The following is a 13,332-nucleotide window of genomic DNA, read 5'->3' on the forward strand; positions in this document are numbered from 1 at the left end:
CACCGGGCCGGCCGGGAACGGAGCACAGTGATGAGCACCGTCGTCGTCGGCGTGGACGGATCGGACGCGGCCCTGGACGCCGTCGCGTGGGCGGCCCGCGAGGCCGCCGCCCGGCACGCCGACCTGCTGCTCGTGCAGGCCTTCGACGTGGCCGGGCTGTACGCGGACGCCGCCGTCGCACCCCTGCTCGACGACGTCGAGGAGTCGATCCGCGAGGAGTCCCGTGCGACCCTCGACGCGGCCCGGCACGCCGCCGCGCAGGCCGCACCCGAGGTCGCGGTCGACCTCGCGGAGGACCGGCGGGCGCCGTCGACGGCACTGGTCGAGCGGTCCGCCACGGCGGAGCTGCTGGTACTCGGGTCCGCCGGGCGCGGGGCGATGGGCACCGCGCTGGGGTCGGTGACCCTCGCCGTGGCCTCGCACGCGGGCTGTCCGGTCGTCGTCGTCCGCGGCACGTCGTCCGACGGGCCGGTCCTGGTCGGGATCGACGGTGGCCCGCTGTCCGACGTCGCGCTGGAGCACGCCTTCGCCGCGGCCGCCGAGCACGGCACCGGGCTGGTCGTCCTGCACGCCTGGCACGACGGCCGGTCCCCGGCCCTGCGTGCGACCGGTGCGTTCGACCGGCTGCGCGAGGCCGAGGAGCGGGCGCTGGCCGAGCGGCTCGCCGGCTGGTCGGAGCGCTATCCCGACGTCGCCGTCGAGCGGGTGATCGAGCGCGCCGAGCCGGGACGGGTGCTGGCCCAGCGCAGCGGGGCGGCGCGGCTGGTCGTCGTCGCCACCCGGGGGCGGGGCGGGTTCACCGGGCTGCTGCTCGGCTCGACCGGGCTCGCGCTGGTCCAGCGCGCGAACTGCCCGGTGATGCTGGTCGGGCCCGCCGCGACGGCCTGAGCGGCTACGACCGGAGCGCGGGGTCCAGCGCGGCGGTGAGCGCGGCGACCGTGACGTCGCCGCGGTACTGCTCGCCGTTGACGAACAGGGTCGGCGTGCCGCGCACGCCCGAGCGCACTGCCGCGTTGAACCCGGCCTCCACACGGTCCTCCGCCAGCCGCGTCGCCGGCCAGACGACCCGGTCCGGCCGCACCCCCGCGGCGACGGCGTGCTCCCGCAGGTCGTCCTGGCGCAGCCGCGGCGGACCGGGGGCGAACAGGGTGTCGTGCATCTCCCAGAACCGGCCGTCGAACCCGGCCATCTCCGCGGCGAGGGCGGCTGCGATGGCGTGCGGGTGCACCTCGTGCAGCGGGAAGTGCCGGAACGCGAACCGCAGCCGCCCCTCGAAGCGGTCACGGACCTCCTCCAGCACCGGTGCGGCGTCGCGGCAGTAGGGGCACTCGAAGTCGCCGTACTCCACCAGCGTCAGCTCGGCCTCGGGCGGGCCCAGGACGTGGTCGTACGGTCCGACGGGTGGGTCCAGACTGATGGCGGCCTCCTCGTCGTGACCCGCGCAGGGCAGGATCAGCACATGGCGGTGGTGACCCTAGCCGAGCGCGGCGATCTCTCCGATGCCGCGAGGCGCTTCCTCGGGACCGAGTCCGGATCGGCGGTCCTGCTGGTCGGGGCGGCCGTCGTCGCGCTGCTGTGGGCCAACCTCGGCGGCGGGTACGAGACGTTCTGGCACACCCCGCTGGCCGTGTCGTTCGGGGAGTCCGCGCTCGACCTGGACCTGCGGCACTGGGTCAACGACGGCCTCATGGTGCTGTTCTTCCTCTCCGTCGGGCTCGAGATCGCCCGCGAGACGACGCTGGGCGAGCTGCGCGGGGTCCGCGCCCTGGCCGCACCGGCCGCGGCCGCGCTCGGTGGACTCGTCGTGCCCGCGCTGTTCTTCCTCGCGCTCAACGCCGGTGGCGAGACGGCGGGTGCCTGGGGGATCGCGATCTCCACCGACACCGCGGTGATGCTGGGTGTGCTCGCGCTGCTCGGGCCGCGCTGCCCCGACCAGCTGCGGGTGTTCCTGCTGGCACTGGCCATCGTCGACGACATCGGCGCGGTGCTGGCCATCGCGCTGTTCTACACCGACGAGGTCGACCTGCTCGCGCTGCTCGTCGCCGTGGTGCTGCTCGCCGGGCTGCTCGCGCTGCGCTGGGTGCGGTTCTGGCGGACGCCGTTCTACGCCGTCGCCGGGATCCTGTGCTGGGTCGCGGTGCTGCGGTCGGGGGTGCACCCCAGCGTCGTCGGCGTGGCGCTCGGGCTGCTGGTCAACGCCTACGCGCCGCGTCGCACCGAGATGGTCGAGGCCGTCCGGATCGGGAAGAACTTCCTGCTCGACCCCACCCCGGAGCGGGCCCGCACCGCCCGCGCGGTCGCGGTCGCCGCCGTCTCCCCGAACGAACGGCTCCAGCAGGCCATCCAGCCGTGGAGCAGCTACGTCATCGTGCCGCTGTTCGTGCTCGCCAACGCCGGTGTGGTGCTGTCGTCGGAGACCCTGTCGGCCGCGGCGACGTCGATGCTCACCTGGGGCATCATGCTCGGCCTGGTCGTGGGCAAGCCGATCGGCGTCGCCGCCGCGACCTGGATCGCGCTGCGCACCGGGCTGGGCCGGGTGCCCGACACGCTGCGCTGGGGTCAGCTGATGGGCGGTGCCGCGCTGTCGGGCATCGGGTTCACCGTCGCCCTGTTCGTCACCGAGCTCGCGCTCACCGACGAGCTGCTCGTCGCCGAAGCCAAGATCGGGATCCTGGCCGGGTCGGTGCTGGCCGCGCTGTCGGGCTGGCTGGTGTTCCGGCTGGCCGGGGAGCGGGGCGGGCAGTGCGCGCCGAGCGGGCTGCCGACGCTGCCGCCGCGTCCGTGGCGGCCGGCCGACTGAACTCCGTGGTCCTACGGAGGTCCGCCGGGTCCGCGCGGGCCAGGGTGGCGGGGAACCGAGGAGAGGGGGCTCCCGTGTCCGGCGCACTGCGTGCCATCCCGGTGGGGCTGCTCGCCGGGACCTGCGCGGCCGTCGTCGCCTGGTTCCTGATCGGCGACGTCGGCCCCGCAGCCGACCTCGCCGACGGGATCCGGGCGTACGACCCGCCCGCGCTGCCGTGGCCCGTCGGGGTGCTCGCCGGGGTGGGGCTGGTCTGCTGCGTCGCCGCCGTCGTCCGCCGGTGGGCCGCGGCGTCACCGGTCGTGCTGTGCGTGGTGGCGGGTCTGCTGGTCGGGTGGGCCGGACGCGTCATGACGGCGGCGTCGATCGGCGCGAACATCGGTGGCGGCCTGATGCTGCTGATCGGGCTGCCGCTGTCCGGGATCCTGGTCCTCGCCGCGGTCGTGACCGCGCTCGTCCTCGCCCGGAGGTCTCAGAGGGACGCGAGGATGTCGAAACCCGACCCGTCGGCGACGGCCATGTAGATGCGCTGCTCGGCGCGGCCGTCGCGTACGGTCACGGGTCCGCGCGGGCCGACGTAGTGGCACCGTCCGGCGGCCTCGGACAGTCGGACCGCGTCGGTGGTGCCGACCCGGTTCGCCAGAGCGGCGAGGACCCCGACGCCCTCATAGCAGGACTCGCCGGGCGCGCACGGCAGCGGTGCGCCGGGGCCGAACCGGCGGGCGTAGCGGGCGCCGAAGGCCAGGCTCTCCGCGGTCGGGAGGGCCTCGAAGTAGCCGGCGGCGGTGAACACGTCCTGCGACGCCCCGGCCCCGGCGCAGGCCAGCATGCTCTCGTCCATCAACGGGGAGAACCGGGCGTACCGGCTCTCCAGCCCGCGCCGGGCGAACTCGCGGTGGAACGCGACGGCGTCGGAGCCGACGAGCAGCGTCAGGACCCCGTCGACGTCGAGGTCGGCCAGGTCGTCCAGCACCGCCCGGTGGTCCGAGGTGCCGAGCGGCACGAAACGGGTGTGGTCGAGCGTCGGCCCGCCGGACCCGTCGAGCGCGGCCCGGGTCCGCGCGATCGACCGGTGCGGCCAGCGGTAGTCGTTGCCGATCACCGCCCAGCGCCGGACGCCGATCTCCTGGGCCATCCACCGCAGCGCCGGGGTGAGCTGGATGTCCGGTGTCTCACCGATCGGGACGACACCCGGCGTGGTCTCACCGCCCTCGTAGAGCGCGGTGAACACGTACGGCACCAGTCCGCGCAGCGCCGACGCGAGCCGCACCCGCACCGGGGAGATGTGCCAGCCGACGACGGCGTCGATCGCCCCGGTCCGCGCCGCCTGCGCGACCGCCGTCGCCACCTGCTCCGGCGCCCCGGACCCGTCGAGGATCCGCAGGTGGACGGGGCGGTCGAGGACCCCGCCCACCGCGTTCAGTTCCTCGACGGCCAACCGGGCGCACAGGATGCACGACGGCCCGTAGATGCCGTCGGAGCCGGCCGAGGGCACGACGAGGCCGACGGTGAACGACGGTCTCGCAGTCGACGGCATCGGACGCACCCCCACGGACGCTTCGACGACCGGAACGCCGGCGCGGGGCGGGGTGTTCCCGCCGTCACACCGCGCGGGCCCACGGTCCTTCGGCCCTGAGCGGACCGGCGCCGCCCCACGAGGATCGACGGCGAGGAGGTGGCCGACGATGACGACCCGACGGACGGTCCCGGTGGTGCTGGCGGTCGCGGCGATGATGACGGTGCTCGCCGCACGGATGGCCCGCCGGACCGGGGCGTCCCCGGCCGAGGCGCGCGTGCCGCGGCCCGGCGACACCCTGCTGCCCCGTGCCGATCTGCAGTACGACCGCGCCCGTACCCTCGCCGCGCCGCCCGCCGAGGTGTGGCCGTGGATCGCGCAGCTCGGCCAGGACCGGGCCGGGTTCTACTCGTTCCAGGCCCTGGAGAACCTCGCCGGGTGCCGGATCACCGGCGCCGACCGCGTGCACCCGGAGTGGCAGCACGTCGAGCCGGGGGACCGGTTCCGGCTGCACCCCGACGTCGCGCTGCGGGTGGCCGCCGTCGAGCCCGGCGCCCACCTGGTGGTGACCTCCCGGGGCGGTGACGCACCCGGCCGCACAGACACCGCGATGACCTGGCTGTTCCACCTCGCGCCGGTCGCGCTGCCCGACGGCACGCCGGGCACCCGGCTGCACCTGCGTGAACGCTACGAGACCGGGGGTCTCGTGGAGCGGGCGGCGGCCCGGCTGACCGGCGTGGTCAGCGCGGTCATGACGTGGCGGATGCTCGGACGGCTCGCGGTGCTCGTGACCGGGGCGCCCGCGCACCCGTCCGGGTGGTCGGGGCCCGGCGTGCCGCTCGGCTCCCGCCTGCCGGCCTGATGCCTGGCAGGGTGGTCGGCCCAGAGGCGCTGAGCCGACCGGACCCGAAAGGACCTCGATGTCGCAGCCGTACACCTCCGACTCCAGCCGGATCGCGGCGATCCTCGCGCACCTCTCGGCGCCGATCGCCGCGATCCTCAGCGCCGGGCTGCTGAGCCTGGTCGGCCCGCTGCTGGTCTGGCTGGTGAAGAAGGACGACCCGTTCGCGCGGCGGGCCGCCGCCGGGGCGTTCAACTTCAACCTGTCGTTCTGGGTGCTGTTCATCCTCTGCTGGATCCTGATCTTCACCGTGGTCGGGATCGTGGTGGCGCTGCCGCTGATGCTCGTGCTGTTCGTGGTCTCCGCGTGGTGCCATATCAAGGGCGCGGTGCGGGCGTCGAACGACCGGCCCTACGACTACCCGTTCCAGCTGCGCGTGCTGTCCTGACGGGGTGGCCCTCAGGCGGCGTGGGCGGGAGTGAACGTCTCCCGGTGGATCAGGCGGGGGGCCATGCGGCGACGCTTGAACGCCCTGACCCCGGCCTCGACCATCCCCGGTGGCCCGCAGAGCCAGCCCGACCAGCCCCGGGCCGATCCGACGTCGTCCAGGAACAGGTCGGTCGGGAGTCCGGTGCGGTAGAACGTGCCGTCGGGCGGGCTCTCGTGGGAGAGCACGGGAACGACGTTGACGTTCGGGTGAGTCTCGGACAGACGGGTCAGGAGGTCCAGGTCGTAGAGATCGGCCGCACCGCGGACCCCGTGGTAGAGCAGGATCTCACGGCCCGGTCGACGGGCCAGTGCGGTCCTGACGACGCCCAGCAGGGGGGCCAGCCCCGTGCCGCCCCCGATCAGCACCATCGGCTCGCCGCCGTCGTCGTCCTCCGGGTCGAGGAAGAAGTCGCCCAGGGGCCCCGCGGCCCGGACCCGGTCGCCGACGGCGAGCCCGTCGAAGATCCAGCGTTCGGTGGCCGTCCCCCCGGGGACGAGGCGTACGTGCAGCTCGAGGACCTGGTCGTCGTCGGCGACGTTCGCCAGCGAGTACTGCCGACGAGCACCCGAGCCCGGGACCGTGAGCTCCACGTACTGTCCCGCGTGGAAGGCGAGCGGTTCGGTCAGATCCAGCCGCACCCGGCGGGTGTCCCGCGCCATGTCCTCGATGTCGACGACGACGGCGTCCAGATCACGCAGGGGGTGGGTCCGACGCCCCGCGCTCCCGCCGCCCGGCCCCGACGGTGCGACCTCCGCGTCGGAGCGGAGCCGGGCCTGGCAGGCGAGCGCCAGACCGGCGGCCCGCTCGTCCTCGGTCAACGTGCCGAGCGGCGAGTCCCGGTGGTCGACCTCGCCGCTCAGCACGCGTACCTTGCAGGTGCCGCAGGTGCCCTGGTTGCACGAGTTCGGCATCCACGCCCCGGCGCGGAGGAACGCGTCGAGGACCGACTGGTCCGGCCCGCACGCCACCCTCCGGCCGGAGACGGTCGCGGTGAACGCCATGCCCTCACACCTCCCACACGGTGTGCAGGGTGGTCGGACCACGGAATCCCCATCCCCAGAACTCGACGTCGGAGGACGTGTCGCGTTCCAGGTTCGGGATGGCCTCGAGCAGCTCCTCGAGCGCGATGCGCATGACGTGGTTGGCGTAGTAGATCCCGGCGCAGGCGTGGTTGCCCGCCCCGAAGGCCAGGTGCGGGAGCGGGGGCCGGTCGATGTCGAACCGGGTCGGCGCCGCGTACCGGTCGTCGTCGTGGTTGGCGGAACCGTAGGAGAGGATGACCGGGGTGCCGGCCGGGAGGTCCACGCCCGCGACCGTCACGGGCCGGGTCGAGATGCGTGCGGTGGCCGACCAGATCGGCGACGTCCAGCGCATCCCCTCCGAGACCGCTCGCGGGATCAACGCGGGGTCGTCGACGACCCGCTCCATCTGCTCGGGCTCGCCGAACAGCCCGACGAGGGTGGACGCGATCCCGTGTCCGGGCTCCTGCATCGCGCCGAGCAGGTACACGTAGACGGTCGGATAGATGTACTCGCGGTCGCGGGTGCGCCCGGGGGGCATGCCGTCGTGCAGCCAGTGGGAGATCGCGCTGTCGTCGGGGTGGGTGATCCAGTGGTCGATCAGCGGGTCGACCACGGCCTGGATCTCGGCCTTCGCCCGGTCACCCTCGACGAAGCCCTCGGGGTTGGCGAACTCGCCGCTCTCGGTCATGGCCGCGTTGGTGAACGAGCGGTTGAGCTTCGCGAACCAGTCGCGCAGGACGTCGGACTCCACGTCGTGGAGCCCGAGGAGGTCACCGAGGGACCGCACACTGACCGGTTCGCAGTACTGCGCGACCAGCTCGGCGCGGCCGTCGTTCTCGAAGCTCTCCAGGTAGCGGCGGGCGATGGGACGGACGAGGTCCTCGACGTAGCGGTCGACCTCGACCGGTTGCAACGCGGGCTCGACCATCCCGCGCAGGTCGGCGTGGACGTCCCCGTTGACCCCGATGATCGCCGGGTGGCCGAAGGTGCGCCCGCCCGCCGGGGTGATGACGGCCTCGAAGGCGGCGCTCGTGGCCACCTCGCGGCAGACCTCCTCGGTGGACGCCACGTAGGAGCCCAGTACCGGGACGTAGGCGAGTGGTGCCTCGGCACGCAGACGCTCGTAGGTCGCGTACGGGTTCCGCTCGAGGTCGGACATCGTCACGTCGTCCAGCCACGAGAGGTCCGGGGTGCGGGCGTCGTTCACCGCCGTCATGGGGGTGGCTCCTTCACTGCGTCGGTTCGGGACGGCGAGAAGGTAGGCGGGGTCGTCGGGGGCTGACGACACCGATCGCGCGGTTTCGGTACCGATCGCGCGAGGAGTTCGAGCGTGATCGGTGTCGGATACGATCGAGGGCATGGCCGCACACAGGGGTGCGCCACCTCGGGACTGGGACCAGGTGTCGCAGAGCGTCGCTGACGTGTACTTCCCGCACGAGCTGACGCCCATCGGTCCTGGGAGCAGGCCTCGCCTCACCCTGCAGACACTCGATCTCGGCCCGGTTCTCCTCGGCTACGTCGGCTGGGGCGCCGACATCGCCATCGACTGCGACTATCCCGGGGCGTACGAGGTCAACATCCCGTTGACCGGTCACTTCGTCAGCCAGACCCGTCGCGGATCCTTGACCTCCGTCTCCGGCCAGGCGGCGGTCTTCCGGGCCGACAGCGCGTGCCGGATCACGCACTGGGACGCGACGTGCACCGTGCTGGGGGTCAAGTTCGACCGCACCTGGCTCGACCTCGAGGCGGAACGTGTGCTGGGCAGCGACCCCGTCCGGGTCGCCGGTGTCCTGCCCGACCAGCTCGATCTCGACCGGGGTGGAGGTGAGGACTGGCGGAGGCTGGTGAACAGTCTCGCCAGCCACCTTCGTCGCCCGTCGCTGTTCGCCGGCTCTCCCGTGGTCTCCGAGCAGCTGGCCGGCGCGGTGGCCGCGGGGTTCCTGCTGACGAGCTGCCCCGACCTGGGCACCGGGTCGCCCGCGCGGCCGCGCACCGTGTCCCGGGTCGTGGACGCGGTTCGGGACGACCCGGCCCGGCCCTGGACCGTGGCGGACATGGCGGTCCTCGGGGGCACCACCGTGCGACGACTGCAGGAGGGCTTCCAGGAGTGGATCGGATGCTCCCCGATGGAGCACCTCACGACCGTCCGCCTGCAACGGGCGAAGGCGGACCTGGAGAGCCGGACGTCGCACTCGGTCAGCGATGTCGCGGCGAACTGGGGGTTCTCGAGTCCGAGCCGGTTCGCAGCCGCATTCCGCCGTCGCTACGGCCTGTCGCCCTCGGAGTTCCGTCGGTACCACCGCCACGGCGGCTCCCACTGAGCACGTCGCCGCTGCGGGGGACGGCCGGACCACGGCTCGGTGCGGGCGCCGGCCGGGACCACCGGCCGTTGCCGGACGCTGTCGGATGCCGCTGTCGACCGCTTCCGGACCGCCGCGCACGGTGACGTCTCCGCTGGTCGGGGTGGCGGGATTTGAACCCACGGCCCCTCGCTCCCAAAGCGAGTGCGCTACCAAGCTGCGCCACACCCCGTCGGCCGGAGTCTAGCCGGGGGCGTCACCCCACCGCGCAGCGCTCCACGCGAGGTGGTCGGGCCCGCACGATCGGGTGACACGTGAACGCGGCCACTGCGAGGTCCGTAGAGACGGGCAAGAACGACGAACCTCGTGAACCTCTCGGAAAGGACCCACCCCGATGCGTCGCACCCTGCCCCGTCTCGCCGCCGTCACCGCCGCGACCGCCCTCGGCTTCGCCGCGACCGCGGGCGTCGCCTTCGCCCAGCAGGCGGACGTGCCCGAGCCGGACTCGTTCACCAGCATGTACACCGTGATGGCCACCCCTGACACCATCATCAACAACGACGGCGCGTCGGTCCCCGGCCAGCCGGGTGCCACCGGAGAGTTCAACTTCCGGATCAACTCCGACGACGAGGTCATCTGCTACGACATCACGCTGCGCGGCGTCACCGGCGAGTACCAGAGCCCGGCCGCGACCGCGACGCACATCCACGAGGCGGCCGCCGGCCAGCCCGGCCCGCCGCGGATCTCGTTCCCGAACCCCCAGGGTGACGGCGACGTCCGCACCTCGTCCGGCTGCATGCAGGGCCCCTTCACCACCGGGCTCGAGGGTGACAACGGCCAGGACACCGGCACCGGCTTCTCGCTCAAGCAGATCGAGGCGAACCCGGCCGGGTTCACCGGCGACACGCACACCGCCGAGTTCGCCGCGGGCACCGTCCGTGGGCAGCTGCAAGAGGTCCCGATGGGTGGCGTCGAGACCGGCGCCGGTGGCGCGTCCGACTCCACCGCTCTCTACGCGATCGGCGCCGCCGGCGTCGCCGCGGCCGCCGGTGCGGGCATCGTGATGGTCCGCCGGGGTCGTGCGCAGAGCTGAGACCGCGCGTGACCGGCGCCCGGGAGCCCTGCTGCTCCCGGGCGTCGTCGCGTTGCTCCTCCTCCTCGCAGGCTGCGCCGCGCCGGCCGCACCCGCCGCGCCCGAGCGCCCGGCAGGCCCGGTCACGCAGGAGCCGGTCGTCGCCGAGCCGGGGGAGGCCGCGGTGCCGACCTCGGTGCGGATCCCGGCCATCGGGGTCGACGAGCCGGGTCTGGTGCGTCTCGGCGTCGCCGCGGACAACACCGCCGAGGTCCCGCAGGACTTCGACCGTGTCGGCTGGTTCGACCGCGGCGGCAACCCCGGACCGACTGTCCTGATGGGACACGTCGACTCGCGCAGCGGGCCCGCGGTCTTCTTCGACCTGCGCGACCTCGGACCGGGTGACGTCGTCGAGGTCGGTCGCAGCGACGGCACGACCCTGCGCTACGCGATCGAGCGGACCCAGCAGGTTCCGAAGGACGCGTTCCCGACCTTCGAGGTGTTCGGCGCGGCGTCCCCGGACCTGCTGCGCCTGGTGACCTGCGCGGGCGACTTCGACCGCGGCGAGCGCAGCTACGTCGACAATTTCGTCGTGCACGCCCGCATGCTCTGACCGTTGCCCGACGCGCCGTGCGGTCCGGTTCCGCCCGTTGTGCCCGGTCCGGCGCGACACTGATCGGGTGACGGTGCCGAGACAGCGCGACGCGCGTGCAACGGGCGGGACGCCGCGACGCCGTCCGGCGTCGCGGCTCGCCCGGCTGCGTTCCGTACCGCCGCTGCACCTCGTGCTCGGCGCGACGGGGGCCCTGCTGGCCGTCGGTGTGGTGATGGTGCTGTCGGCGTCGGCGGGCGGGCGGACCGTCGCCGACGGCATGGTGCTCACCGTCTTCGTCCGCCACCTGATCTTCCTGCTGCTCGGGATCGGCGCGTTCGCACTCGGGATGTGGGTGTCACCGGCCCGGCTGCGACGGTGGACGCCGTGGCTGCTGTTCGCCTGTCTCACCGCGCTGGTGCTGGTGCTGGTCCCCGGCATCGGCGAGGTCCGCGGCGGTGCCCGCCGGTGGATCTCGGTCGCCGGGTTCACCGTGCAGCCGGGCGAGGCGGCGAAGGTCGTGCTCCTGCTGTGGGGCGCGCACGTGCTCGCATTGCGCGGGCGCGCCGTGCGCCACGGCCGCTACGCCGTCCTCCCCCTGGTGCCGGTCGCCCTGCTGGCCGGGGCACTGCTCATGCTGCAACCCGCGCTCAGCACGACGGTGGCGCTCGGAGTCATCGTGCTCTCGCTGCTGTTCTTCGCCGGGGCGCCGCTGGTGCTGCTCGGCGGCCTGTCCGGCGGGGCGCTGCTCGGCGTCGCCGTCCTGGGGCTCACCGCGGACTACCGCCGCGACCGGATCAGTACCTTCCTCGGCGCCGGCGACGAGCTCGGCGCCGGCTACCAGTCCCGCCAGGCGCTGCTGTCCCTCGCCGACGGCGGCGTGCTCGGCACCGGCCTCGGGCAGGGCCGGGCGAAGTGGGACTACCTGCCCAACGCCGCGAACGACTTCATCTTCGCCGTCATCGGCGAGGAGCTCGGGCTGGTCGGCGGGCTCGCCGTGTTGGCGCTGTACCTGCTGCTCGCCTGGGTGGGGCTGCGCGTCGCCGCGCGCACCCGGGACCCGTTCCTGCGGCTGGTGACGGCGGCGACGGTGACCTGGGTCGTCGTGCAGGCCGCGATGAACGTCGGCTACGTCGTCGGCCTGCTGCCGGTGACCGGCCAGCAGCTCCCGCTGGTGTCCGCGGGCGGGACGGCGCTGGTCAGCACCCTGTTCCTGCTCGGGCTGGTCGCCAACGCCGCCCGCCGGGTCAGGTAGCCAGGCTGCCGCGCAGCACCGTGGACCCGGCGACGTCGACGACCCGGAACTCCTCCGCGTCGGCCCGCAGCACCGAGGAGTTGAGGTTGCAGACCATCGGCGCCGCGCCGGTCCCGATGAACTCGCCCGCGCTCACCTCACGCCCGTCCTCGGCCTCGACGACGACGCGGTAGGTCGCACCGGAGCGGAACCCGTCGCCGTCGAGCACGATCTCCACGCCCCAGGTGTGCGGGATCGCGACCGCCGTGGCCTGCACCGTGGGATCCATCGCCTGGACCGCGACCGGCTCGCGGGGAATCCCGTCGTGGTCGCCGACCAGATACCCGGCGACGCCGCCGACGAGCAGCGCGGCCGCGGCCGCCGCCGCGACCGGAGCCCACCGGTTCCGTGTCCGGGCCCCGGCCGATGCCGGGCGCTCGGCCCGCGCCGCCGCCACGATCCGGTCGCCCAGATCCGGCGGGGGAGCGGGAGTGTGGTCGAGCCGGCCGGGGTCGACACGGCCCAGCGCGGGCAGCACACTCGCGACCTCGGCCAGCTCCTCGCGGCACGCCGGGCAGCCCTGCAGATGGGCCTCGAGGGTCGCCAGCTCGTGGCCCTCCAACCGGCCCATCGCGTGGTCGCCCAACGACTCCCGCATCGCCCGGTGCTCGTCCGGAGTCACGGTTCCACCCCCATCTCGTCCATCGCCAGTCGCAACGCCTTCAGCCCGTAGAAGACCCGGCTGCGGATCGTCCCGACGGGCACCCCCGCCTCCGCGGCGATCTCGGCGTGTGGACGCCCCCGCAGGTATGCCTCGACGATCGCCTGCCGGTGCTCCGGACGGAGCCGCCGCAACGCCTCCTCGACCAGCCAACCGTCGACGAGGGCGTCGTCGGCAGGGCCGATGTAGTCGTTCCCGGTCTCGGGCTCGTCGGTGAGCCCGCGGCGCCAGGGCCGCGCCGCGACCCTACGGATCTCGTCGATGACCACGTTGCGGGCGATGGCGAACAGCCACACCCGCAGACTGGCAACCGACGGGTCGTACGAGTCGGCACGACGCCAGGCGCGCAGGAAGACCTCCTGCACGGACTCCTGGGCCGCACCCTCGTCGCCCAGCTGACGCAGGGCATAGCGGTAGAGCTCGGCTCCGTGCGCGGTGTACGCGGCGCGGAGCCCCGGCTCGGAGTCGAGCCCGGGTTCGGCGGGGCGCGCGTCGACGGAGCGCAACCTGCGGTGGGGCGCCTTCATCGGTGTCTGCGAACCTCCTGAACGTCCCTGTCCCAAGTGTGTACGCACCCGGGGGCGGGGGTGTTCACAGGGGCGGAGTGGGATACGCTGCGGGGGTCCTGATCGACGAGATCGGGGCATGCGGGCGTAGCTCAATGGTAGAGCCCCAGTCTTCCAAACTGGCTACGCGGGTTCGATTCCCGTCGCCCGCTCCACCACCTGACCAGCGTAAACACTG

15 protein-coding genes and 2 tRNA genes are annotated in these 13,332 nt (G+C 73.6%); 10 read left to right on the forward strand and 7 right to left on the reverse strand.

Annotation, left to right across the window (positions count from 1 at the left end):
• Positions 1–30 precede the first annotated feature (30 nt).
• Positions 31–888, forward strand: coding sequence for a universal stress protein (locus tag DMP15_RS08930; RefSeq protein ID WP_073575580.1), 858 nt, complete (start codon positions 31–33; stop codon positions 886–888).
• 4 nt (positions 889–892) lie between these two features.
• Here DMP15_RS08930 and DMP15_RS08935 read toward each other — a convergent pair whose 3' ends face one another.
• Positions 893–1,459 (reverse strand): DsbA family protein, encoded by a 567-nt coding sequence (locus DMP15_RS08935; protein WP_253068450.1) that lies wholly within the window; start codon positions 1,457–1,459, stop codon positions 893–895.
• Here DMP15_RS08935 and nhaA point away from each other — a divergent pair, their 5' ends adjacent.
• Together nhaA and DMP15_RS08945 are read left to right on the forward strand one after the other, a co-directional pair.
• Positions 1,460–2,800: a Na+/H+ antiporter NhaA gene (gene nhaA / locus DMP15_RS08940; RefSeq protein WP_073575581.1), complete on the forward strand. Its 1,341-nt coding sequence runs from the start codon at positions 1,460–1,462 to the stop codon at positions 2,798–2,800.
• Between the two features lie 74 nt (positions 2,801–2,874).
• The gene (locus DMP15_RS08945) at positions 2,875–3,324 is read left to right on the forward strand and encodes a hypothetical protein (RefSeq protein WP_073575582.1); all 450 of its coding nucleotides are present in this window, start codon (positions 2,875–2,877) and stop codon (positions 3,322–3,324) included.
• On the opposite strand, the gene DMP15_RS08950 is transcribed toward DMP15_RS08945, so the two are convergent.
• On the reverse strand, positions 3,273–4,337 hold the full coding sequence (locus tag DMP15_RS08950) for a substrate-binding domain-containing protein (protein WP_073575600.1): 1,065 nt from the start codon (positions 4,335–4,337) through the stop codon (positions 3,273–3,275). The two genes, DMP15_RS08945 and DMP15_RS08950, sit on opposite strands and share 52 nt — an antisense overlap.
• Before the next feature lie 148 nt (positions 4,338–4,485).
• Here DMP15_RS08950 and DMP15_RS08955 point away from each other — a divergent pair, with 148 nt between their 5' ends.
• Positions 4,486–5,178, forward strand: a complete 693-nt coding sequence (locus tag DMP15_RS08955; protein WP_174565870.1) for a hypothetical protein — start codon at positions 4,486–4,488, stop codon at positions 5,176–5,178.
• A gap of 58 nt (positions 5,179–5,236) precedes the next feature.
• Entirely contained in the window at positions 5,237–5,605 is a 369-nt protein-coding gene (locus tag DMP15_RS08960; protein WP_073575584.1) for a DUF4870 domain-containing protein, read from the forward strand.
• A gap of 11 nt (positions 5,606–5,616) precedes the next feature.
• Here the strand turns inward: DMP15_RS08960 and DMP15_RS08965 are convergent, their stop codons facing one another.
• Positions 5,617–6,648, reverse strand: coding sequence for a 2Fe-2S iron-sulfur cluster-binding protein (locus DMP15_RS08965; protein ID WP_073575585.1), 1,032 nt, complete (start codon positions 6,646–6,648; stop codon positions 5,617–5,619).
• A gap of 4 nt (positions 6,649–6,652) precedes the next feature.
• Positions 6,653–7,885, reverse strand: coding sequence for a cytochrome P450 (locus DMP15_RS08970; RefSeq protein ID WP_073575586.1), 1,233 nt, complete (start codon positions 7,883–7,885; stop codon positions 6,653–6,655).
• Between the two features lie 142 nt (positions 7,886–8,027).
• Between DMP15_RS08970 and DMP15_RS08975 the strand changes: the two genes are divergently transcribed.
• Positions 8,028–8,990, forward strand: coding sequence for an AraC family transcriptional regulator (locus DMP15_RS08975; protein WP_073575601.1), 963 nt, complete (start codon positions 8,028–8,030; stop codon positions 8,988–8,990).
• A gap of 134 nt (positions 8,991–9,124) precedes the next feature.
• On the opposite strand, the gene DMP15_RS08980 is transcribed toward DMP15_RS08975, so the two are convergent.
• Positions 9,125–9,201, reverse strand: a tRNA-Pro gene (locus DMP15_RS08980).
• Positions 9,202–9,363: 162 nt separating this feature from the next.
• Here DMP15_RS08980 and DMP15_RS08985 point away from each other — a divergent pair.
• The 3 genes from DMP15_RS08985 to DMP15_RS08995 all read left to right on the forward strand — a co-directional run bounded on the left by DMP15_RS08985 (position 9,364) and on the right by DMP15_RS08995 (position 11,888).
• Complete coding sequence (locus DMP15_RS08985) at positions 9,364–10,062, forward strand: CHRD domain-containing protein (RefSeq protein ID WP_073575587.1); 699 nt, start codon at positions 9,364–9,366, stop codon at positions 10,060–10,062.
• Positions 10,049–10,654 (forward strand): class F sortase, encoded by a 606-nt coding sequence (locus DMP15_RS08990; protein WP_100878484.1) that lies wholly within the window; start codon positions 10,049–10,051, stop codon positions 10,652–10,654. Before DMP15_RS08985 ends, DMP15_RS08990 begins: the two co-directional genes overlap by 14 nt.
• Before the next feature lie 67 nt (positions 10,655–10,721).
• On the forward strand, positions 10,722–11,888 hold the full coding sequence (locus tag DMP15_RS08995) for an FtsW/RodA/SpoVE family cell cycle protein (RefSeq protein WP_073575589.1): 1,167 nt from the start codon (positions 10,722–10,724) through the stop codon (positions 11,886–11,888).
• Here the strand turns inward: DMP15_RS08995 and DMP15_RS09000 are convergent.
• Together DMP15_RS09000 and DMP15_RS09005 are read right to left on the reverse strand one after the other, a co-directional pair.
• Positions 11,881–12,549 carry an anti-sigma factor gene (locus DMP15_RS09000; RefSeq protein WP_301548979.1) on the reverse strand — a complete coding sequence of 223 codons (669 nt, stop codon included), beginning with the start codon at positions 12,547–12,549 and terminating at the stop codon, positions 11,881–11,883. The two genes, DMP15_RS08995 and DMP15_RS09000, sit on opposite strands and share 8 nt — an antisense overlap.
• Positions 12,546–13,115 (reverse strand): sigma-70 family RNA polymerase sigma factor, encoded by a 570-nt coding sequence (locus DMP15_RS09005; RefSeq protein ID WP_073575590.1) that lies wholly within the window; start codon positions 13,113–13,115, stop codon positions 12,546–12,548. The genes DMP15_RS09000 and DMP15_RS09005 overlap by 4 nt, the downstream gene beginning before the upstream one ends.
• A 120-nt stretch (positions 13,116–13,235) precedes the next feature.
• Between DMP15_RS09005 and DMP15_RS09010 the strand changes: the two genes are divergently transcribed.
• Positions 13,236–13,309: transfer RNA gene (locus tag DMP15_RS09010), tRNA-Gly, on the forward strand.
• Positions 13,310–13,332 lie beyond the last annotated feature (23 nt).

The organism is Pseudonocardia sp. UM4_GMWB1, assembly GCF_017312155.1.
GTDB classification, from domain to species: domain Bacteria; phylum Actinomycetota; class Actinomycetes; order Mycobacteriales; family Pseudonocardiaceae; genus Pseudonocardia; species Pseudonocardia alni.

Excerpts from the sequence above, each read along its gene's own strand:
- DMP15_RS08965 (WP_073575585.1), bottom strand. The coding sequence starts at position 6,648 with ATGGCGTTCACCGCGACCGTCTCCGGCCGGAGGGTGGCGTGCGGGCCG.
- DMP15_RS08985 (WP_073575587.1), top strand. The coding sequence starts at position 9,364 with ATGCGTCGCACCCTGCCCCGTCTCGCCGCCGTCACCGCCGCGACCGCC.
- DMP15_RS09005 (WP_073575590.1), bottom strand. The coding sequence starts at position 13,115 with ATGAAGGCGCCCCACCGCAGGTTGCGCTCCGTCGACGCGCGCCCCGCC.
- DMP15_RS08955 (WP_174565870.1), top strand. The coding sequence starts at position 4,486 with ATGACGACCCGACGGACGGTCCCGGTGGTGCTGGCGGTCGCGGCGATG.
- DMP15_RS08970 (WP_073575586.1), bottom strand. The coding sequence starts at position 7,885 with ATGACGGCGGTGAACGACGCCCGCACCCCGGACCTCTCGTGGCTGGAC.
- nhaA (WP_073575581.1), top strand. The coding sequence starts at position 1,460 with ATGGCGGTGGTGACCCTAGCCGAGCGCGGCGATCTCTCCGATGCCGCG.
- DMP15_RS08960 (WP_073575584.1), top strand. The coding sequence starts at position 5,237 with ATGTCGCAGCCGTACACCTCCGACTCCAGCCGGATCGCGGCGATCCTC.
- DMP15_RS08975 (WP_073575601.1), top strand. The coding sequence starts at position 8,028 with ATGGCCGCACACAGGGGTGCGCCACCTCGGGACTGGGACCAGGTGTCG.
- DMP15_RS08930 (WP_073575580.1), top strand. The coding sequence starts at position 31 with ATGAGCACCGTCGTCGTCGGCGTGGACGGATCGGACGCGGCCCTGGAC.
- DMP15_RS08950 (WP_073575600.1), bottom strand. The coding sequence starts at position 4,337 with ATGCCGTCGACTGCGAGACCGTCGTTCACCGTCGGCCTCGTCGTGCCC.